The organism is Nonomuraea sp. IBHARD001 (assembly GCF_056106265.1).
Map to the genome: position 1 here is coordinate 247,765 of NZ_JBWBBW010000001.1, position 20,679 is coordinate 268,443.

The following is a 20,679-nucleotide window of genomic DNA, read 5'->3' on the forward strand; positions in this document are numbered from 1 at the left end:
GTCCGCGCGGGGTTGAGTGGTGTAGCCGAACAACGGCGGCAACGTTCACTGCTGATCTGAGGGGGGCCTCTCCGCACGACGGTGATACGCGGCCTGTGCACCCGTTACTCAAAGAACCAGGGAGTGATTGTCATGGTGAGGCTGAAGGGCACAACGAAGACGAAGGGCTGCGCGAGGAAGGTCGGCGCGGTTGTGGCCGCGGTGGCGTCGGTTGCCGGGATGGTCTTCGCGGCGGCGCCCGCCACCGCCGCCGCCTACCCCACCAGCACCTTCTCGATCGAGGTTGGGGCGAGCTACTACACAGGCACCGTCACCTGGTTCAACCGATCGGTCGGCGTCACCGGAACGTTCAAGGCAGTCGGCTGCCGGCGGGTGTACGCAGATGCCCGGATAGCCAGCAACGGGCGGCGGCTGGACTGGCAGAGTTCCAGTACCTGGTGCAACAAATCTGGGACCGCAGCCCTTTCCCTCACGACGGACGTCGCCGGCGGGGCCACCAAGGTCAATGTCTGGATGACCACCGGAGACCCCGCCGTCGGCCTCGAGCACGTCGTCTGCTATCGCGACTTCAGCACCTGCTTCGGTCCCTATGTGGGACTGCCGGAGGAATACCGCGCCGGTTAGGCGGATACAGCTGACCTGGGGTGATGGACGGTCGCGACACCGTTCGACCTGAGCCCGTGACCGCGTAGTGGCACCGAATCCGCCGCGTAGGTCCGGACAAACTCGGCGACCGGCCACCCGAGATTAGTTGGCGGCCCCAGGTCAGCAGCACGGCCCGCCGTGACTTCCATAACTGACGGTGGTCGTTGGGTCTGGCGCACTTTCCGGGGAGTGATCACCGAGTGCGACCCTTTCCGCATGAGCACGGAGTCGGTCGCGATCTCATAACCCGGCGCGGATGAGCACGCCGCCCTGTCACGATCTGGATCGCCAAGATCTGGATCATGAAGAGTGGCTGTGGGAGTCGATTGTGCTGCATGAGCGCACCGGCGGGGAAGTACGTCTGTTGTGCCTGCTGTTTCCGCATCTTTCGGGGCTGGATCTCGCCCGGGTGCATGAGCGCTACCGGCGTCATCTGCGGGACCTGGCGTGCGGAGGGCGGCCGGTCCAGGTCGAGCTGGAGGTTCGCCGTCTCCTCTGTGACAACCCAGCTTGTCAGGTCCGGACGTTCGCGGAGCAGGTGGACGGGCTGACCGCCAGGCACCAGCGGCGCACGGCAGGGCTTCGAGGTGTGCTGGAGCGGATGGCGCTCGCGCTGGCCGGGCGGGCGGGTGCGCCTCTGGCGAGCGTGCTCGGGCTCTCAGCACCGCGGCGTCGGCAGCCAGCCTCCCGCCATCCTCTCAGCGGCTCTCGCCTGAGTGCGGCACGCAAGGGGTCATGGCCGCTTCCCGGCCTGGTCCACGACGCCGATCGCGACGCGGGTGAAGATCGACCAGGTTGTTCCCTTCTTGATGCTCCATTCCAGATGAGAGGGAACGGGAACCTGCTTGCCGTCCTTCATGGTGAACATCTGGCTGCCGTTCGGCTTGGGGTAGCGCTCCTCGTGGTCGGTGATCGCCGTCTCCCGGCGCGCCCGGTAGGCATAGGTCACGGGGTCCAGGAGAATTTCGACGTTGCGCCAGCCTTCGGCGACTTGGGAGACCGACAGCGCCGGACGTCCCTCAGTGTCGGTCGCCGCCTCGTCCACCGTCACCCCTGGCAGCTTGGCCATCGCCCGGAAGATCGAGGCCTCATGCTCCGGAGGGACGAGGTTCTGGCTCAGGGTCACGGCGAAGCGCGGGAAGATCCACTCGTCGTCGGCAGGGGCCCCATTCTGGAAGAGCTCGCGGTATTTGGCCAGGAGTGCGTCGGGGTCGGTCGGCAGTGAGGCCAGCAACGCGTAGGTGTTCTCCGGCGTTCTCTCGCCGGGGTTGGAGGTCTGCAGCTCACCGTCCACCAGATACCCGACCCGCTTGCCGTCGGCCCGGGTCCAGAACGGTTCGGCCGTCTGCGGCAGCGGCGTCTGCGGGGTGATCCGTTCGCCCTGGCCGATACCCTTGCCCCGGGCCGCGCCACGGCTCTCGGTGTAGATCCATTGGTCGTCGCGGGGGGGCGTGAACTCTTTCTTCTGTGCGGCTGCCGCGATCCTGGCCAGCACTACCTGGGCGTTGGCGGCGGGCAGCGTGCGCTCTCCCTGAAACACGCTTACCCCCGTGGTGATGATCACGGCTGTGGCGGCCACTGCCAGCGCCCGGGTCGCCCATCCGCGTCTGGGGCGTGGACGGCCGGCGAGGGCCAGGACAGCCGCCCGGGCTGCGGCTTGGGTGTTGGGGGTCGGCGGCGCAGGGCGCGCCCAGTCCTCGCGCAGCCTCTCGAGGTCGTTCATGATCCGTCCCTTTCCAATGCGGCTTGGATTTGTCTGCGGGCCCGGTGCAGCCGTGAGCGGGCCGTTCCGGCTGGGATGCCGAGTGCGGTGCCCGTTTCCTCGGAGGTCAGCTCCGCCCAGGCGACTAGGAGCAGCACGTCCCGATCGCGGTCGGCGATCTCGGCGAGTGCCTCGGCGAGCCGGGGCGTGCGGGCTCCCGCGTCGACGGCCCGGGCGACCTGGTCGGCGTGGTCCTCCACGGGGTTGTCCGCGCCTGCCTTGGCCAGGGCCCGGTACTGGCGCACTTCGGCGCGATGATGGCGGGCGATGAGGTTGGAGGCGATGCCGTACAGCCAGGGCCGCGCGTCAGCGCGGGAGACGTCATAGCCTGCCCGTTTGTCGAAGGCGATGAGGAACGTCTCCGCGGCGACGTCGTCGGCCAGACCCGGGCCTAACCTTCGCGCGGCATAGCCGTGGATCTCGGGGTAGTAGCGGTCAAACACGGCGGCGAAGCGCTCGGGCTCCCGCCGGGACTGTTCGATGATCACGGCGTCCGCTGCTTGGGCCGGCAGCGCGCGTGACATCGAGGTCACCTCTTGATCCCTGGGTTCACACCGGTTCTTCGCCGATCAGGAGACAAGTGTTCACGACGTCCACCCACCGCACCCTGGCGGAGCCGGAAACTCATCGGTCGGGGCCGAGCCACCCTGTGGGACGGCGTCCGCATCTCGGTCTGGGGCCACGCCCGTGGGGCGCGGCCCCAGACCGAGATCGGCCGGATGCCAGTCGGCGCAGATGGCGAAGACGCTACCCAGCAGGCGGCGAGAGGCGGAGATGAAGACATCCGGGGCAACCTCGGTCTGGCGTCAGAAGGTCTGCCGCACGGCCCGGAAGATGGGGCCCACGGCCAACCCCTGACGTGTGCAGTCCCAAGTGATGCTTGACATAGGAGTAGCGAGACAGCGCGATCTGCTCGGCCGACAGTTTGGCGGGCCTGCCGCCGAGACGGCCTCGGGTACGCGCGGCCGCCCGGCCCGCCGCCGCCCGTCCGGCGATCAGCTCCGCTCGAACTCCGCGAGCGCCGCGAAGTGTCGGCGGCCACCAGAGCGGTCTGCTCGAAGGCGGCCAGCGCGCGGTCCGGCAGTCCCGCACCGCAGTCCGTCCCGCCTCTCCGTCAGCGGCCTGCAAGTAGTCGGATCTCATCTTGTCCGTGGGGCGCCGGGAGTCATCCGTGCACCACGATACGGCCACAGCCTAATGGTGGCGCCCGCGGACGGCGGAACCGGAAGATCCAGATGTCGGGGATCGGGAATCTCCGGCGTGCAACAGCTGCCGCTGGCAGCTGTCATCGACAACGAGGGGATATTCCATGCTCGTGAGGAAAACACTGGCAGCCGGGGCGGCCACCGCTTTGACGGGGCTCGCGCTCTTCATGTCGCCTGCGCCTGCGGGCGCCGCGGCCACGTCGGCGGCGGCCGCTTCAGCCACCGCGAGCAACTGCTGGTCGGTCCGGATCGTCGACCCCCCGCTTTCACGTGAGCAGGCGCATGTCACGAACCTGTGCTCCTACGCCATCAATGTCAAGGTCATCTGGCATCTGGGCAAGGACAGCCCGTGCAAGTGGATCTACGGAGGCGGTGACACGAAGACCTTCGAGTCCAACCAGAACATCGCGTGGTTCGACCGGGTCGCGTACTGCTGAGCTGCCTTGGTGACACCCTGGGCGTGGTCGCGTACCGCGGCCGCGCCCAGGGGCGTTCCAGCCTCACCCTGTCGCCCACGTTCTGATCCTCGCCTACGCCGTGCCGGGTCCAATGGGAGGATGTCCCGGGCCTGCGGCCTCGGCTCAGGCCAGGGCGGCGGCGTGCAGGCGGGCACCCAGCTCACGCCCTCCGGTGCGGATCAGCGCCGCCGGCAGGCACCACATCCGCCAGAGGGTCCTCGTCCACGCGGCGGCCGCGTGCTCGACCTGGTCGGCGAACGCCGGCTCCGCCTCATCGACGTCGACGCCAGGGCTGGTTGGGGTGGCGGGGGTGGGTGTCACGTTCGTGCACGCTACGCCGATACCTGTCAACGCCGGTGACGTCAGGAAGAGGTCAGGCAGAAGGGGTGGCCGGCCGGATCCAGGAGTACCCGCCAGCGTCCGTCGCCGGGCTGATGGTCCGGTTTGGTCGCGCCGAGGTCGAGCGCCAGCTCTTCCATCGCATCGAGGTCGTCAGCGCGGAAATCCAGGTGGAACTGTTGTGGCACGTCCTGGCCAGGCCACTGCGGGGCCCGGTATCCGTCAACCCTCTGAAATCCCAGATCACAGCCGGAATCGTCCGTCAGGGCGACGAACTCGGCCGTGTTGAAGAGTTCGCGCATCCCGGTCAGCGCAGCGTAGAAGCCCGCCAGCGTCTGCGGGTGGGCACAGTCCAGAGTCACCCCTCGCAGTACAGCGCCTGGCACCATTCGCTCCTTCGCGTCCGCGCGGCTGTCTCCGTGAGCCGCCGCTGCACGCGATCACCCGCCACAGCCACACCGTACTCGCCACATCCACCGCTGACGCACTGGTTTTCTCCTGCCGCAGAGCAACGGGTGGCCGCAAGAGATGGGCCGTATCGGCGTCACCAGCCGCAAAGCAGGTCTGCGTGATGGCCGTTGAACCATCGTCGCCCTGCACACCATCTTGTTCGAGGCCGGTGTTGGCCGAACGCCGCAGGCCGTTGCCGCTGTAACCGTAGGCTGTGATGCATGACATCGGCGCAGGGGTTGGGCGTCACGATCGGCCTGGCGAGCAGGACAGGGACAGCGGGCCTCAGCGCAGACGCCGCCCGGGCGGCGTATCTGGCTGACGGCACGATGGCGGCTGCGGTGGTCGACGGGATCGGGCACGGCCGCCGGGTGGCGCACACGGCCGCTCTGCTGGCCGAGGTGATCGCCCGTATCGCCGCCCGGCGCGGCCCGCTGGCCGCCTTGCTGACCGGCGCCGAGCTGATCGCCGACCCCGGTGCCGGGGAGGATCCGGAGCTGGACGCGGCTGCGGTGTGCGCGGTGCTGGAGGCGGGCGATGACCGGGTCCGGATCGGGTGGGTCGGAGACTGCCGCGCCTACACCCTGCCCGAAGGCGGGGAGCTGACGCAGATCACAGCCGATCACAATCTCGCCGAGCAGCTGCAGCTGTGCGGGTATGAGGGCGAGGTGGTGAGCCGGGCGGCCCAGTGGGTGCGCGCCACGGTGGCCACCGCGGCCGTGGCCACGGTGGGCGAGGCATGGGCCCAGGGGCCGGGCCTGGTGATTCTCACCTCCGACGGTGTGCACGACCAGGTCCGGCCCGAGGTCATGACCGCGCTGGCGGTGCGGCACCGGGGCGATCCGCATGCGCTGGCCCAGGCACTGGCCGATGCCGCAGGGCCCGGCGCAGGCGGTGAGCGCGACGACGCGACGGCCGTCGTGATCCGCTGCCACCGTTGAAACGACGCGGAGAACACGCTCACCCCTTCCGCTGCGGTGTCCGGTCCTTCGTCATCGCAAACGGAGACGAGGGGCGGGCGCGCACCCGCGGCCGGCGGGGAAGCGGGTGCCGTTGCGGCCGCGCCCGGCGGACCGCGCCGTCGCCCCTCCTGCTTCCCCTCGTGGCCGTCGCCGGCGCCCTCGGGCAGCTCTGGGGCCTCGCCGCGTCGAGCCCGTCCTCGCCGCCGGGCATTTCGGTGGCATCCCGGCGCGGGCGCGTGCCCTCTGCCCGCCGAGCGGCGTAGCGTGCACGAACGTGACACCCGGCCCCGCCACCCCAGCCGAAACCGCCGTCGACGCCGAGGAGGCGGAGCCGACCTCAGCCGGCGACGTCGAGCACCTGGCCGAAGGGGGGTCTGCTGCGCGGGCGGCGCCCGCCCGCGCCACCAGCCTCACGGGCGCCGCAACGGAGGGTGAGATGCCGATGCGCGGTGATCGGTCACTGGCAGACAAGATCGGCCGCCGGTTGACGCCCCGCGGCGAGCACGTGATCTGGGACGGCGGCCGCGACGGGTGGGGCCGGGCCCATCTGCACTGGCAGGGCCGCTCGCTCGGAGTGCAGCGCGCCTTGTTCGAACTGCAAGGTCATCTCATCCCCGCCGGCTGGATCGTGCGCAGGACCTGCGAGGAGGCCGGATGTGTCAGCCCTGAGCACGCCGAGGCCTCACCCAGCGCTCACGGCGGCCGTTTCCAGGATCCGGACGCGCGGATCCTGGCCCGCTCGATCGTGGTCGGCCAGTGCCTGATCTGGCAAGGCGCAGCCACCCAGAACAGCTGCCCGCAGATGTACGTCCACGGCCGCCAGGTCAGCCTGCCCCGCTACCGCTGGGAACAGGCCCACGGGCCCGTGCCGCCGGGCAAGGTCGTCGGTCACGCCTGCGGCATCCCCTTGTGCGTGCGCGTGGAGCACCTGCAGCTGATGACGGCGAGAGAGTGCGTGGCACTCACCGCTGAGCGCAACCGCTTCCCCTTCGGGGAGGAGCACTCACACGCCAAACTCACCTGGGCGCAGGTCGCCGCCATCCGGGCGAGCACCGCCGGCCGCCGCGCCCTGGCCGAACAGTACGGTGTCGACGAATCGACGATCTTCCAGGTCCGCGCGCACCGCACCTGGACGAAAGCCGAGCCGACGCCCTAGCCGGCTAACTGTGCCACGCCGAGAGCAGCAAGCACACCGGCAAGGCTGCCGCCCTGGCCGCCACCCCAGCCCGCAACAGCGTCAACGCTCACCCGTTCACCGGGCGTCAACCGGCCGAGGCCGGTTCACGCCCCCTGCCTCTCCTCTGGCCCCGCGCTGCTTTCGCCCGGGGCGGTGAGCACCCTCATCCCGGCCAGGGCCTGGCCGAGATCGTCGTAGTGCGGGAAGAGGGACAACAGGCCGGTCATGCGAAGAAGCCGCCACGGGCGGCCGGTGGGCGACACGACCAGGGCCAGCACACCCGAGCGCGCCTCAAGCAGCCGGTGCAGCGCCACCAGCTGGGCCACCCCGCTGGAGTCGAGAAAGTTCAGAGCGCTCAGGTCGGCCACCACACGCCACGGCCCCTCCCGGGCGAACACCTCTTCCAGGCTCTCGCTCAGCCTGCCGCTGTTGGTGGCGTCCATCTCCCCGGCCAGGCTCACCACCCACACCGCCCCCTGCAGGCGGTTGTGGATCTGCAACGGCGTGCCCGCCCTGCTGTCGTCGCCCATGCTGTCCTTCCTTCCCTCCCGCAAGAGGCGCACCCTCCTCGACGGGCCCCGGTAGCGGCCGCCGGTCGGGCAGGCTCTCGGCGTCCAGGGCCGCGGGCCCCCCTTCTTCTGCAAACGGTACGTACCGTTTCGCTCACGCCCGCGATCACGGCCCACGACAGAAGCCCTGCCAGGCCACATACCGGCACATCAGCGCACACTAGTTGCCAGCCTGGTGTGATCGATCGCGCACACCGCCGATCCATCGCCGGGGTGATCGCGCGCACGCGCGTAGGGCCGCCGAAAACGCGAAAACTCCAAAATCCCAGGGCCCGCGCACCCGTGTTGCCCGTAGCGGGTGCAGTGGCCCTGCGCGTTGGCGCTGGGGGCGGCGGCCAGCAGGGCGGCCGTAGTGGCCACGACGGCCGGCGCGATGGTGATGCTCCCGCGAAGGGGACGGGAAGCGGTGGGGGTCTTGGCGGACGTCTCTGCTCCATGTGTGGTCCTGGGCTCACGGTCCAGGCGCCTGGGCGGTGATGTCTTCACGATCGCGCACGGCCGCCGGCAGGGCGAGCCCTGCGGGGAGGGGGAAACGTCCAGTATGTGATGTTGGTCCGCCACATAGCCTGACATTCCATTTGGGGGCGCTGATACTGATGGGGTGATTGTCAAGCGACTGCTGATCATGCTGATGCTCGCGCTCGCCGCTTGTTCCTGGTCTCCAGGCTCCCCGTCGGCGCGGGAGGCCGCATCGGCTTCCGAGGAGCCTTCCGTCTCAGCGGCGCCCTCTCCCCCTGTCTCCGCTTCCGCCCCCGCACCGGTGCCGGCCTGGGAGGAGCACTCGTGCTTGAACCGCACCCTGCCCATCCTCGATGACGCCTACGAGCCGACGCTGGTGGCCTGCACCGAACTCATGGCGGGCTCGTTCATCCTCAAGCTCGTCGAGCCTGGGCAGGGCCTGCGCCGGTGCCCCGCCACCACCGACGGCATCCTCGACACGCCTTCCGGTGTCGACCCGCCGCGCACCCTGTGTCTGCGCAACCGCGAGGCACCGCATCCGGCCACACAGGGCAAGGGTGGCGGGATCCTGCTGGCCGGTGACTGCACGCTGGTCCAGGACGACGTCGTCGAGGAACGCCCCTGCTACGACGCCAAGGGCCCCGGCAAGGTCCTCGGCTTCTACGACAAGAAGAAGCAGTGCGAAGGCGATGACCCCTGGCGCACCGCGGTCAAGGCGGCGACGCCGTCCGGCCGGCAGTACGTGTGCGCGGGCGTCGGCCACGACACCGACGACATCGGGCCGGGCCACGCCAAGGGCAGCTGCCTGACCAAGCCGAAGACCCGCAAGAAGACCACCCTGCTGGGCTCCACCGAGACCGTCATCACCGGCGGCCTGTCCAAGGTGGCGTGCACCTCCAAACGCGCGTGGGGCAAGGTCGTCTTCCACGTCAACGAGAACGAAACCTGCCGTCGGCCGGCGACCTACTCCGTCGACAGCTACACCGTCTCCCTCTACGGGCTGGGCCCCAAGAACTACCGCTACCCGGCCACCTCCTGCATCAGGAGACTCCGCTAGTACTCCAGCGACACTTCGCGATCATGTTTCGGATTCGCGCTGGTAGTGGTGGTGCCGGGCTGTTGCTTGGCGGCGGCGCCAGTCTGACCAGCGCAGGACATTCGTGGTGGAGGGGGCCGGGTCAAGACGAATGCGGCCAGGAGTCGGCGGATCTCGGGCAGGGGCAGCGGGACGCGCTCGTCGGTGATGCTGGGCGGCTGGGCTGCGATGGTGGCCGGCAGGGCCAAGGCGAGCACGGCGAGAGTGACGTGTCGGCGCCACGGGTTCGTAGCCATATCCGTTTTCCCAGGGGTTCGCGGGCCCGAGTTTCGGGGGTGTCGACCAACCTTCTAATCCCGACACCCCCGGCGTTCGTCACGTCAGCGGAGCTCGGGGTAGTACGTATCAGCGACCCATTCGCCGAACTCCATCCCGCCCTTGGCTCCGGCGGCGAGGCCGGCGAACTGGCCGATGAACGGCCCGGTTCCTCCGGTGACGGGGATGGTGAGCACACCGACGGCGGACCCGCCGACCCATCCGGTCAGGCCACCCACGACGCCCCAGTTCCTGATGATCTTCTCCCTGGGAGTGAGCTCACGCCACGTTTTCGTCGCGGGGTCGTAGCTGTGGTTGGCGCGGAAGAAGGCATCCTCCATGAGGTCGTACGTGTTCACGGGGCGACCGAAGTCGCCACCGAAGGGCTCCCTGCGGCGCTCCCACGGAGGGATCGCCGTGCCTTGCTGAGGGGCCTGGGAAACCGGATCGGCGACGGGCGGGGGCTTGGCGACGCGTTGCGCGCAGGTGTTGCCGATTCCTCGGGAGACGCCGAGGGAGAAGGCGAGGTAGTCCAGGTGGATGGCGGCGACGAGGGCTGCGACGTTCGTCGTGGCCGGGTTCGGGCCCGACGTGACGAGCATGGACTTGGTGGGGGCGGTGTCGGCCGGGGCAGGGTGAGGGCGTCGAGTGCGGAGCGGGAAGACACAGGCGCATCCACCCGCCCTCCGGCGGCCCGAACCGGTGGGCGCGCTCCACGAAAACACGGCCGACGACGGCGGCTTCCTCGGAGAATCCGGGCCGAGGTGCCGGGGGAGGCGTGGCCCGGGGAGGAATCGAACCTGGGCGCGGGCCGCTTCGGTGCCGACGGCGTGGATGTGCAAGCCGCCGGTGCCCAGGACGCGCGGTGCGGCCGGGTGGTCGTCATGCTGGCCCGCCCGGTCAGGCCATCGCGGCTTCCTCGCGAACTGTCGCCGCTTCACCGACTGTGCGCCAGATCCCGCCCGTCGTTCACGACCGGCTCCGGCGCCGCAGGTGGGCAGACCCAGCCTGAGCGGCCCGACTTAACCGGCCGGATTAAGTCGATCGACTGAAGCCTTACCCGTACTCCCGCTCCTACCGTGGTGTATCGGCAACAGGCAAGGCTCACCGATTCATCGACCTGAAGTGTGGCGAAAACGAGGCAGCACAGAATCCGCAGGCTCCGCGCCGTTGCGTGCGGCGAGGGCACGCCGGGCGGCCGAGATCCCGATCATTGCCGGCGCAGGCGAGGTCACCAAAGCAGTCCCCTCCTGAGCAGCGGCCCATCGGTCAGCGGCGGCAGCGGGCTGAGGCGAGCGGGCCTTCCGCCGTCCAACGTCCGGCACGAGGCAGCCGCGCGGATATCCAATCTGCCCGCCGTGTGCGTGCTCACTCATCGGGTGACCGGCAACGCCCGGCCCGGTTGTCCTGCCCGGACGCGGACCCGGCGGGCCGGCGCAAGCACCCGCTGATGCGGCCGGCGTGCCGCCGCATCACCTTTCGCCACATCGCCGCCGATCAAGACCACCGAGCGCTCTGCCGACCGCGTTCCATCACGCAGTGCACGACTTCACGAACGGACAGATCACGATGAGACGATTAGGGCGCAGGGGCCCGTGGCCGCTGCTGGCCGTGCTCCTTACCGCTGTCATGGCCTTTGGCGGCCTGCAGGTGGCCTCCCCGCATCCGGCTGGCGCCATCGAAAGCGGCAGGCATGTCACCGAACCGGTGGCGGCGGGCGTGGTGGCACAGCTGTGGACTCGCGGCGCGGACTCGGGATCGGACCGATATCTCTGCTCGTCGACCATCGTCGCCGAGCAGCGGATCCTGACAGCCAAGCACTGTTTCAACTTCGACCCCTTCTACGCGACCTACGTGCTGGTGAACTCCAACACTCGCGGAGAAGGCAAGAGGCACCGGGTCATCGCCGCGGAGTTCAGGCATGATCTGGCGGTCCTCACCACGCATCCGGATGACGGGAAGCTGGAGACCGGGGGGATGCCGTACCCGAAGCTGACACCGAACAACCCGGTGCCGATGCGGGCGGCCCTCACCGTTCACGGCTGGGGAAGGACCTGCCAGACCTGCCCCCCCTCCGACACGCTCAAGTTAACCGAGGTCAAGGTGAACGACAACGAACCGGGGCTGAGGGACTCCGCGGGCGGCCCTGCCTTCAGGGCTCGGGCGGTCTATTCATCCCGGATGCATCAAGGAGACTCCGGCGCGGCGGGCATGTTCCTGGCCCCACGCGAACGTGCACGGGTCATCGCCGGTGTGACCTCCCTGAGCGTCACCGACCCGAGCAAAAAGGCAGACGCGTACCTGTCCGCGGCCTACGACCAGGCGGGGTGCAACCGGGACACCTGTGTACACCAGTGGCTGCGGGACACGGCGCAGATGCAGGTGTACCAGCCCCACCAGGACCTGCGACGTTCCTTCCGCGCCATGCCGCTGGGGTCCTCGACCACGTGGGGAGAGGGCAGCTCGGATGGCAACGGCTACCGCGACGTCCTGGACCAGGGACTGCAGCGGATCGCCGAGCGCAACGGCCCGGCCACTGGGGTGGCGCTCATGGGCGGCGACGACGACACACCCCAGGTGGACCTGGTGGGCTCGGCCCGGGTGGGCAGGATGAGCGACCGGGACCACGAGGGCTGGCGGGGATACAAGATTCACGAGATCGCCGGGGAGGCCGCCTGTTCGGTCAAGCTCTACCAGCCCAACATCGTCACGCTCATCGCCGGCGGGAACGACGTCAACCAAAACTACGAGATGGGCGGGGCGATCGGACGGCTGGAGTCGCTGATCGAGCAAATCGACAAGAACGCCGAGGACGTGATCGTGCTCGTGGCCGGGGTGCAGCCCTTCCACGATCCGGCCAAGAACACCCGTGGTGAGGCGTTCTCCGCCCAGATCCCCGGCCTGGTGGAGCGGCTGGTGGATCGCGGCGTGAACGCGGTGTACGCCGACATCACCGGCCTGGAGGCCTCCGACATCACCACCGCCGACGGCATCCACCCCACCGACCAGGGCTACGACAAGATCGGCGCGGCGTTCGTCAAGGCGGCCGAACACGCCAGCGGGCAGGGCTGGATTCCGGCACCGTCCGAGCAGAGTCCCGGTGAGGTGTCCGACGCGTGCGGTATGAGGGACGACGGAGAGGGCCTGCCCCCGAAGGGCGTCAACAAGCTGGGCAAACACTGGGAGGACCACGGCGTCGTCCAGACCCAGCAGTTCCCCTCCTCTAGCCGCTTCTGGCTGACCGACGTCAACAAGGACCGCAAGGCCGAGTTCGTCGTGGTCGACAAGGACCAGAACTTCCGCTTCTGGTGGAACGGCGGCCCCTCAGGCGCCGCGGGCTGGGGCCCCTTCGTCGAGGGGCAGAACTCCTACAAGCCCAAGGCGGGAGCGGTCGGCAACCAGCTGCGCTTCGGCGACCTAGACGGCGACGACTTCCCCGACTGCATGGTCGTCGACTCCCGCGGCGGCGTGAGCGTCTCCACCTGGAAGGGCGACAACCCCGCCGGTGCGCGGATGTGCATGGACAAGGAGAAATTCGCCGACGGCGCCGACGTCTACTCCAACGGATCCGAAGGCGCCAGGCCGCTGATCGATCCGAGCCACCAGATCCGCTTCGCCGACGTCACCGGCGGCGGCCGAGACGACTACCTGATCATCGAACCGGACGGCGCGACCACCGCCTGGTTCAACCAGGGCCTCATGGTCAAGGACGGCCGCCGCTTCCTGAAATGGGACAGGCCCGACAAGCTCGCCGAGCCTCTGCTCGGCACCCCGCAGATCCGCTACGCCGACCTCAACGGCGACAAACGCGCCGACCGCATCGTGATCAGCGACAACCTGGGCGTGTACGCCTGGATCAACAAGGGCCCCCAGGGCCTGTTCGACGGGTTCGCCGAGCTCGGCTACATCGCCAATGACCCGGAGGTGCCGGCGAAGGACGTGCATTTCGCCGACATGGACGGCGACGGCAAGGACGACTTCGTACGCATCGGCTGGACCGGCGTCGCGCACGTCTGGCTGAACAGGCTGCCGAAGGAGTACTTCGACACCTACCACAACCAGCCCCCGGGCCGGTAAGACTTCCGGTCGCCCCGGGAGCCCGGCCACCAAACGTTGTGCGCCGCTCCGGCATCCCGCCGGAGCGGCGCACAACGATCTTCCCGTTACGGCTGCTGATCGAGGGCCTGGCCCTGCAGCCGCAACAGAAGGAAGAACGGACACGGCGGGAACTACAGGAGCTGGCGGTCGCCCACCTGATCACCACCCTGGCTGACGACTTCCAGGAGCCGGCGCCATTCGGGCCGGTCGACGCCGTGCTTGCCCGACCGCTTCTCGGCGAACATCTGGTCGTAGCCGGAGGCCTCGATCGCGTCGATCTGGAGCTGGGGGTTCTGGTCTCGGGAAGACACCCGGACGTAGGCGAGGATACGGCCAGTCACGGGTCGGCGACACCGTCCCGTCCTGCCTGACCGGCATGGTGAGCGACAAGCCGATCAACTGGGAGATCATCGCCCAGCAGTACGACCAGATCGTCAAGTACGCCACCGCCCTCAAGCTGGGCACGGCCGAAGCTGAGCAGGTGCTGCGGCACTTCACCCGCAGCGGACCCAAGGACCCCACCTACAGGGCCATCGAGGAACTCGGCCGCGCGGTCAAGAGCATCTTCGTCGCCGAGTACATCGCCTCCGAAGGGCTGCGCCGCGAGATCCACGAGGGTCTGCAGGTCGTGGAGAACTGGAACTCGGCCAACACCGACCTGTTCTACGGCAGCGCCGGCACCATCCCCGGCAGTGACAAGGAGCACCAGGAGGTGTCCATGCTCAGCCTGCACCTGCTGCAGTCCGCGCTGGTGTTCATCAACACCCTGCTCGTCCAGTCCGTCCTGAAGGACCCCGGCTGGCAGGCGAAGCTGACCGACGCCGACAAGCGCGGGCTCTCGCCGCTGTTCTGGTCGAACGCGAACCTCTACGGGACGATCGACATCGACATGGGGCGCCGCCTCGATCTCGGTCTGGCCGCCTGACCGCCGCGCCGCGAAGTGTCGGCAAACGACCGTCTGTCGACACTTCGCGAGCCGATCACGGAGCCCCAGGTCGGATGTGTCGGCTACCCGTGCCGGTTTTCAATGTCGGTGAACGGTCGCCAGAGTAGATTCCGACACATGCTCTTCGGCTACGCGCGGATCTCGACCACCGATCAGAATCCCGATCATCAGATCGACGCGCTGCTGCGCGCCGGGGTGGCCCGGGACAACATCCATCTGGACAAGGCGTCCGGGGCGAAGGCGTCGCGCCCGAAGTTCGATCTGGTGCTGCAGTTGCTGCGCGAGGGCGACACGTTGAAGGTCACCCGGCTGGACCGGCTGTCGCGCTCGGTGCTGCACCTGGTGACGCTCGGGGCGGAGCTGCGGGAGCTGAAGGTCGGCCTGCACGTGATCGAGCAGGGCATCGACACCGCGACCTCCGAGGGCCGCGCCATGTTCGGGATGCTCAGCGTCCTGGCCGAGCTGCAACGCGACCTCATCGTCGCCAACACCCACGACGGCCTCGCTTCGGCGCGGGCCCGCGGCCGGACCGGCGGACGGCGGCCGCGACTGACTCCCGATCAGGCCGCCTTGGCCCAAGAGCTGTACGACGCGCGAGTCAAGACCGTCCAGCAGATCGCCGACCTGTTCGGCGTCCCGCGCTCGACGGTGTACGGGCACCTGGACAAGGACACCACCGTGCCCCGCCAGCCCAAGGCCGCCAAGACCAGCGGCGGCCGGACGGCGGGCGGCCGGGCCGCGGCGGGCGTGCCGGAGCGGGCGCGGTCCTGACGACGTCCGGCTCGGCGCGTTCATCCGGTCCTGCTTCGACGATGAACGCCTCGGCGTGGAGTTCTCGCCCGCCCTCCTGCTCTGGCTGTTCCACTCGCCGGTGAGCTGCCAGGCAGCGCGATCACACCGCGCTGCCTGGCGGCTGTCTGGGGACGCGTTCGGCGGGCGGAGGGGTCGTTACGAGGTGAGGGCGGCGGCGAGGGTGTCGCGCAGCGGGGTGGTGGGGCGGCCGATCAGGTCGGGCAGGACGCCGGTGGGCTGGCCTTGCGCGCCGGAGGCGATGTCGGTGTCGATGCCGACGAGGACGGGGATGCCCCATTCGGGCAGTCCGGCGGCGGCCAGCGCCTGGCCGTAGGCGTCGGCGGGCAGGTCCTGGTAGGTGACGGGGGTTCCGGTGATGTCGGTGATGAGGGCGGCCAGGTCGGTCTTGGTCCAGGCGACCTCGCCGTTGAGGTCGTAGGTGCGGCCCTCGTGGCCGTCGCCGGTCAGGACGGCGGCCGCGGCCGCGGCGTAGTCGGCACGGGCTGCGGAGGCGTTGCCTGCCTGGCCGGAGGCGCCGACGATGACCCCGTGGGCCAGGGCTTGCTGGGCGACCATCACATAGTTCTCGTGGTAGGCGGCGTTGCGCAGGATCGTGAACGGCACGCCGGAAGCGGTCAGGTAGTCCTCGGTGGCGGTATGCGCCTGCGACCCCGCCGGCGCGGTCGCCGACCGGACGCCGAACGCGCTGGTGTAGGCGAGCAGCTCGACGCCCGCGGCCACCGTGGCGGCGATCGGCGACATCACCCTGGCCTGATGCGGAGTGGCCTGGCAGCGCCAGCACCTGGCAGAACGCGGGTCGCGCCGTGAAGGGCCGGTCATTGCGTGCGTTCAGTGCTTTGCAAGGGCGCGGCGTTAGCGTGTGATCATGGACGATCCTGGACGTCCCTACCAGATCGGCGGCTACTGGCTCGGGGCCAGGCTGGGCGCCGGCGGGCAGGCCGTGGTCTACGAGGGCTATGACGAGGACGGCAACAGGGTCGCGGTCAAGGTGCTGCGGCCCGACAGCGGGTTCGGCCCGGAGCGGGAGGTCGCGGCGCTGGGCCGGGTGGCTTCGTTCTGCACCGCTCGCGTGCTGGCTCACGATCTCGACGCGGCCACGCCGTACCTGATCAGCGAGTTCGTGGACGGGCCGAGCCTGCGTCAGGCCGTGGGCGAGGGTGGGCCGTACGGCGGGGACGACCTGCACCGGCTGGCGGCCGGGATCGCGACGGCGATGGCGGCCATCCACGCGGCGGGGGTGGTGCACCGCGATCTCAAGCCGGACAACGTGTTGCTGGGGCCGGACGGGCCGCGGGTGATCGACTTCGGGATCGCGCGGGTGCTGGACAAGTCGGCGACCAGCACGATGGGGGTGGCCGGGACGCCGCCGTACATGGCGCCGGAGGTGTTTCGGGGCGATAAGGCCGGGCCGCAGGTGGACGTGTACGCCTGGGGTGCGGTGATGGTGTTCGCCGCGACAGGCAGGCCGCCGTTCGAGGGACCGACCGAGGCGGTCATCTACGCGCACCTGCGTACCGAGCCCGACCTGTCAGGCCTGCCAGAGTCGCTGCGGGGCCTGGTGGCGCGGGCGTTGGACAAGGATCCGGGGCGCCGGCCCAGCGCGGCTGGGCTGCTGCTGGAGCTGATCGGCGACGGCGGGCTGGAGCAGGGCGGCCGGGTGGCGGCGCGGGTCAGGCCACCTGACAGGCTGGCGGGTGGCCGGCCGCCGCTCGGGGAGTTGGCCGAGCGGGTGTATGCCGGGCTCGACGTGGAACGGCAGGCGCTGCTGGCGCAGGTCCTGTTGCGGGCGCTGCGGCCGGGAGACGCGGTGCGGGAGGTGGAGGCGGCCGAGCTGCAGGCTCTCGGGGAGCGGGCGCGGGGGGTGGTGGCGCTGCTCGGCGAGGCCGGGATCGTGACGCTGGATGATGGCCGGCTGGCGATGAGCCCGGCGTTGTTGCGGGTCTGGCCGCGGCTGCGTTCCTGGGCGGCTGCGGAGGATCTTCCGGGCTATCGGGTGGTCGGTGATGGTGCTGGACGGTGGCAGGCGGACGGCAGGCGGCCCGGCGACCTGCTCCACGGAAGCGACCTGGACCGGGCGTTACGCTGGGCCGCCACCCGCACCGGCAGGTTGGCTCCCACCGCCGTCGAGCGGGAGTTCCTGGCGGCCGCGCAGGGGGCCGAAGTCAGGCGCCGACGCCTGCGGCGTGCGCTCACCGCCGCGCTGGCCGTCCTGCTCGTCGTGGCGGTGTCGGCCATCGGCGTGGCTGACTACCAGCGGCGGGAGGCCGACACCCAGCGGGCGACGGCCGCTCGCCAGCTCACCGAGGTGACCGCCCGGCACCTGGTCGCCGAGGCAGCCGAGCTGCGGACGGTGGATCCGGCGCTCGGGATGGCGCTGTCGGCTGCGGCCTGGCAGCTGGCTCCGCTGCCAGAAACCCGGGCAGGACTCTACTCGGCGCATGCCCAGCTCGAACTCGCCCGGTTCGTGCCGCCGCCGGGTCAGACCGCCATCAGCCCCGACGGCGGCACGCTCGCCGTGCTCAACGGCCTGCGCGCCGAGTTGTGGGATCTGGCCTCCGGCAAGCAGAGGGCTGACATCGGCGGCATGCCCGTCTCGGTCACCGCTATCGCGGTCGCCTCCGGAGGCCGGCTGCTGGCCGTGGCCGGCCCCGACGGCATCCGGTTGTGGCGCGACGGCCGGCCTCACGGCGGTGTGTTCGGCCCGCTCGGGATCTCCGACTTCCTCGGGCGGATGAAGTCGTGGCCGGGGATGATCGCTCCGCTGGAGTTCAGCCCGTCGGGCGGGGTGCTGATGGCCAAGGGTCTGGACTGGCTGCAGCTGTGGTCGGTGTCCTCGCGCACGCGGATCGTCGTGCCCGGCGTCGCATCGAACGCGGCCGTCGCACCGGGAGACCGCTACGCGGCACTGGCCGACGTCGGAATCTTCGACCTCAAGAACGGCGCGAAGCTAGCGGACCTGCCCCGCACCGGGTTCGACGGGCTGGCCTTCAGCCCCGACGGCGCCACCCTGGCGATCTCGGGCGGCCACGGCGTACACCTGCTGAACCGGACGACGGGCCGGATAGAGCGGGAGGAGTACCAAGCCGCCACGATCCCGGGCAGCGCCACCCGAGCGGCCTTCAGGCCGGATGGGCGCTATTTCGCCGTGGCCCACACCGGCGGCCGGATCGCCTTGTGGAAACGGGGCCAGGTGACGCCGGTGATGACCTACGACTCCGCCGACCCGGTGGAAGATCTCTGGTTCACCCGGGAGGCGGTGCTACGCGTGGCCGGAGCTAGCGGCGCCGTGACCGACCTCGACCTGTCCCGCCACCTGCCGCAGCAGCGCAGCGAGGCGACGCCGAGCCCGGACGGTGCCCTTATGGCCGTGCGCCGGGCTGGCTCCGTCGAACTGCTCAGCACCGCCTCCGACCCGCCCGTCTCCGTGGGGCACCTGCCGGTACGGCTCGGGGCCCAGGACGGGTTCGCGTTCGGGGCGAGCGCCGACCGGCTGCTCACCGTCACCCGCACGGGCCAGATCACGGTGTGGGACGTGCCCGGCCGCCGCGAGCTCACCTCGTTCACCGCGGCCGAAAGGTTCGACATCGTCGTCGTCCAGGTCGCGCTCAGCCGCGACGGACAGCGCATCGCCGTAACCGTCCAGTCCGGCGGCTCCGCGGGGCTGAGTTCCACGATGGTCTACGACCTGACCGGCGAACTCCTCATGCCCATTCCCACACAGCATGGTCTCGGAGCCCTGTTCAGCCCCGACGGCGACACCGTGATCACCCTCGGTGCCCAGCCCAAACGCGTCACCCTGGCAACCTCCCAGTCCGCACCGCTGGGCGGGCAGAGGCTCGCCGCGGCCGCTTTCAGCCCCGACGGCCGCACCTTGGTCGCGGCCACCGAGTCGGGGCAGCTCGTGCACTTCAGCACCCGCACCTGGCAACCTGTCGGCCTGCCCTACCCGTCCGGCGACCGGGTCAGCAGCCTCGTCTTCAGCGGCGACGGGCGCACGCTGGCCGTCGCCGGGCAGCGGGTGACCTTGTGGGAGGTCGGCACCCGCACCCGCTTGGGCACCGGCCTGGCCGGGCGGGAGAGCTCGCAGATGGCCTTCGGCGCCGGCGAGTTAGTCACCGGTTGGGGGTTGCGGGTGCCGGTGCGGCCAGATGAGCTGCTGCGGCAGGTGTGCCGCAGAGCCGGCAGGGTGATCACCACGGACGAGTGGCACCGATACGCACCCGGGATGCCGCTGCGGCCGTGCAGCACAGGGCGCTGAGCACGACCGGGCCGGCGTGGACGCTCGTGACGACATGGATGCTTCACGAGCACAGGAAGGACGGCGGAGCGCTCACAGCAGCCCGGTGAGCTGCTGCCGGGTTTCAGCGAGAAGTTCCGGAGCCGTGCGGCGGGCGGCCGACAACGCTAGGCGGGCGGTTCGGCGGCCCTGGCGCCTCTGTCCTGCCGCGCCCAGCACCAGTGCGCGCGCGGTGAGCGCGACGACCCTTGCCGGGGCATACGCCAGCGCGTCCTGGCGTGCCGCTGATCGAGTCAGCTCAACCATAGCCGCACTGGCCGACAACGCCTCAGCCGGGTCCGTCGAGGCCAGGATTCTCGCCCGGGCGCCGGTGACCCGCGCATACAGGCTCAGGTACGCGCCCCCGTACACCCTGAACAGCGTCTCGCAGCACTCGATCGCCTCCTGTACCGCGGCGAGCGCCTCCTCCTGCCGACCGGCCGCCCACTCACAGGCAGCGATCGTGTCCAGGACCTCGGCGAGAAAAGGCAGGTAACTGTAGTCGTCGCGCGCGCCGATCCCCTCCAACACCGCCATTGCCTCCTGACCGATCTGTGCGGCCTCCTCGTGCTGGCCGGCGGCACTGAGCAGCCTCACCTGGGCCGCCAGAGCAACGGCCACGTCCCGATGGAAGTCGGGACCGCCCCGCCACTCGCCGAGGCCTTCCTGGCGGATCCGCACCGCCTCGGCCGCCAGATCGAGCGCCTCCAGCGGCCGCCCCACCAGGGCAAGCAGACGGCAGTGCTCGTCGAGGGCCCGGCCGTACCCCTTGAGGTGGGTGCGCCTGTCGGTGTCCAGCAAGGCGCGGTGCTGCTCGACGCGCTCCCGGCTCACCGCCGCGGCCTGCTCCAGCCGGCCTGTCAGAAACAGCGCCGTCGCGTACCGGGCCAGCGCGAGGACGAACTGCTCCCGGCCGGCCGGGAGCCGGGTGCGCAGGAGGTTGACCGTGGCAGCGAGTTGCCTCACACGCCTGCGCTGCACGACCGCCGGTAGCAACCAGCCCGCCAAGACGACCGAGGCGAGCAGGAGCGCGGTCGGCCAGCCCGGCCACAGCAGAAAGGAGACCAGCGCGGCCAAGGCCGCCAGGCCCTGCACGGCCAGGACCGCGCAAGATCGCATCATGGGCTTCAGTGTGGCGGCCTACGGAGCGAGCGCAACCCCGACGGCTG

The 20,679-nt window shown here is 70.1% G+C and carries 18 protein-coding genes; 9 read left to right on the forward strand and 9 right to left on the reverse strand.

Translation table 11 applies throughout. The features are described from left to right. The first annotated feature begins 132 nt into the window (after window positions 1-132). On the forward strand, window positions 133-624 hold the full coding sequence (locus tag ACTWNK_RS01005) for a hypothetical protein (protein ID WP_474301567.1): 492 nt from the start codon (window positions 133-135) through the stop codon (window positions 622-624). A 754-nt stretch (window positions 625-1,378) separates the two neighbouring features. On the opposite strand, the gene ACTWNK_RS01010 is transcribed toward ACTWNK_RS01005, so the two are convergent. Then, window positions 1,379-2,368, reverse strand: a complete 990-nt coding sequence (locus tag ACTWNK_RS01010) for a CU044_5270 family protein (protein WP_474301568.1) — start codon at window positions 2,366-2,368, stop codon at window positions 1,379-1,381. Then, on the reverse strand, window positions 2,365-2,931 hold the full coding sequence (locus ACTWNK_RS01015; protein ID WP_474301569.1) for an RNA polymerase sigma factor: 567 nt from the start codon (window positions 2,929-2,931) through the stop codon (window positions 2,365-2,367). The genes ACTWNK_RS01010 and ACTWNK_RS01015 overlap by 4 nt, the downstream gene beginning before the upstream one ends. A gap of 785 nt (window positions 2,932-3,716) precedes the next feature. Between ACTWNK_RS01015 and ACTWNK_RS01020 the strand changes: the two genes are divergently transcribed. Then, a complete protein-coding gene (locus ACTWNK_RS01020) occupies window positions 3,717-4,049 on the forward strand; it encodes a hypothetical protein (RefSeq protein WP_474301570.1) in 333 nt (110 codons plus the stop codon). 144 nt (window positions 4,050-4,193) lie between these two features. Here ACTWNK_RS01020 and ACTWNK_RS01025 read toward each other — a convergent pair whose 3' ends face one another. Then, a complete protein-coding gene (locus ACTWNK_RS01025) occupies window positions 4,194-4,391 on the reverse strand; it encodes a hypothetical protein (RefSeq protein WP_474301571.1) in 198 nt (65 codons plus the stop codon). 41 nt (window positions 4,392-4,432) lie between these two features. Continuing rightward, window positions 4,433-4,771, reverse strand: a complete 339-nt coding sequence (locus ACTWNK_RS01030) for a VOC family protein (RefSeq protein ID WP_474301572.1) — start codon at window positions 4,769-4,771, stop codon at window positions 4,433-4,435. Between the two features lie 309 nt (window positions 4,772-5,080). Here ACTWNK_RS01030 and ACTWNK_RS01035 point away from each other — a divergent pair, with 309 nt between their 5' ends. Together ACTWNK_RS01035 and ACTWNK_RS01040 are read left to right on the forward strand one after the other, a co-directional pair. Next, complete coding sequence (locus ACTWNK_RS01035; protein ID WP_474301573.1) at window positions 5,081-5,800, forward strand: SpoIIE family protein phosphatase; 720 nt, start codon at window positions 5,081-5,083, stop codon at window positions 5,798-5,800. A 295-nt stretch (window positions 5,801-6,095) separates the two neighbouring features. Beyond that, entirely contained in the window at window positions 6,096-6,977 is an 882-nt protein-coding gene (locus ACTWNK_RS01040; RefSeq protein WP_474301574.1) for an HNH endonuclease signature motif containing protein, read from the forward strand. 125 nt (window positions 6,978-7,102) lie between these two features. Here the strand turns inward: ACTWNK_RS01040 and ACTWNK_RS01045 are convergent, their stop codons facing one another. After that, on the reverse strand, window positions 7,103-7,552 hold the full coding sequence (locus ACTWNK_RS01045; protein WP_474301575.1) for an STAS domain-containing protein: 450 nt from the start codon (window positions 7,550-7,552) through the stop codon (window positions 7,103-7,105). Window positions 7,553-8,354: 802 nt separating this feature from the next. Between ACTWNK_RS01045 and ACTWNK_RS01050 the strand changes: the two genes are divergently transcribed. Next, complete coding sequence (locus ACTWNK_RS01050) at window positions 8,355-9,083, forward strand: hypothetical protein (RefSeq protein ID WP_474301576.1); 729 nt, start codon at window positions 8,355-8,357, stop codon at window positions 9,081-9,083. A gap of 359 nt (window positions 9,084-9,442) precedes the next feature. Here the strand turns inward: ACTWNK_RS01050 and ACTWNK_RS01055 are convergent, their stop codons facing one another. After that, entirely contained in the window at window positions 9,443-9,979 is a 537-nt protein-coding gene (locus ACTWNK_RS01055; RefSeq protein ID WP_474301577.1) for a hypothetical protein, read from the reverse strand. Between the two features lie 967 nt (window positions 9,980-10,946). Between ACTWNK_RS01055 and ACTWNK_RS01060 the strand changes: the two genes are divergently transcribed. After that, a complete protein-coding gene (locus ACTWNK_RS01060) occupies window positions 10,947-13,454 on the forward strand; it encodes a GDSL-type esterase/lipase family protein (protein ID WP_474301578.1) in 2,508 nt (835 codons plus the stop codon). 152 nt (window positions 13,455-13,606) lie between these two features. On the opposite strand, the gene ACTWNK_RS01065 is transcribed toward ACTWNK_RS01060, so the two are convergent. Further along, complete coding sequence (locus ACTWNK_RS01065; RefSeq protein WP_474301579.1) at window positions 13,607-13,816, reverse strand: recombinase family protein; 210 nt, start codon at window positions 13,814-13,816, stop codon at window positions 13,607-13,609. Between the two features lie 35 nt (window positions 13,817-13,851). Here ACTWNK_RS01065 and ACTWNK_RS01070 point away from each other — a divergent pair, with 35 nt between their 5' ends. Continuing rightward, a complete protein-coding gene (locus ACTWNK_RS01070; RefSeq protein WP_474301580.1) occupies window positions 13,852-14,400 on the forward strand; it encodes a Tn3 family transposase in 549 nt (182 codons plus the stop codon). Between the two features lie 138 nt (window positions 14,401-14,538). Continuing rightward, window positions 14,539-15,192 (forward strand): recombinase family protein, encoded by a 654-nt coding sequence (locus ACTWNK_RS01075; RefSeq protein WP_474301581.1) that lies wholly within the window; start codon window positions 14,539-14,541, stop codon window positions 15,190-15,192. A 177-nt stretch (window positions 15,193-15,369) separates the two neighbouring features. On the opposite strand, the gene ACTWNK_RS01080 is transcribed toward ACTWNK_RS01075, so the two are convergent. Continuing rightward, a complete protein-coding gene (locus ACTWNK_RS01080) occupies window positions 15,370-15,975 on the reverse strand; it encodes a Rossmann-fold NAD(P)-binding domain-containing protein (RefSeq protein WP_474301582.1) in 606 nt (201 codons plus the stop codon). Between the two features lie 124 nt (window positions 15,976-16,099). Here ACTWNK_RS01080 and ACTWNK_RS01085 point away from each other — a divergent pair, with 124 nt between their 5' ends. Next, window positions 16,100-19,492, forward strand: a complete 3,393-nt coding sequence (locus ACTWNK_RS01085) for a protein kinase domain-containing protein (RefSeq protein WP_474301583.1) — start codon at window positions 16,100-16,102, stop codon at window positions 19,490-19,492. Between the two features lie 72 nt (window positions 19,493-19,564). Here the strand turns inward: ACTWNK_RS01085 and ACTWNK_RS01090 are convergent, their stop codons facing one another. Further along, entirely contained in the window at window positions 19,565-20,632 is a 1,068-nt protein-coding gene (locus tag ACTWNK_RS01090) for a hypothetical protein (RefSeq protein ID WP_474301584.1), read from the reverse strand. Window positions 20,633-20,679 lie beyond the last annotated feature (47 nt).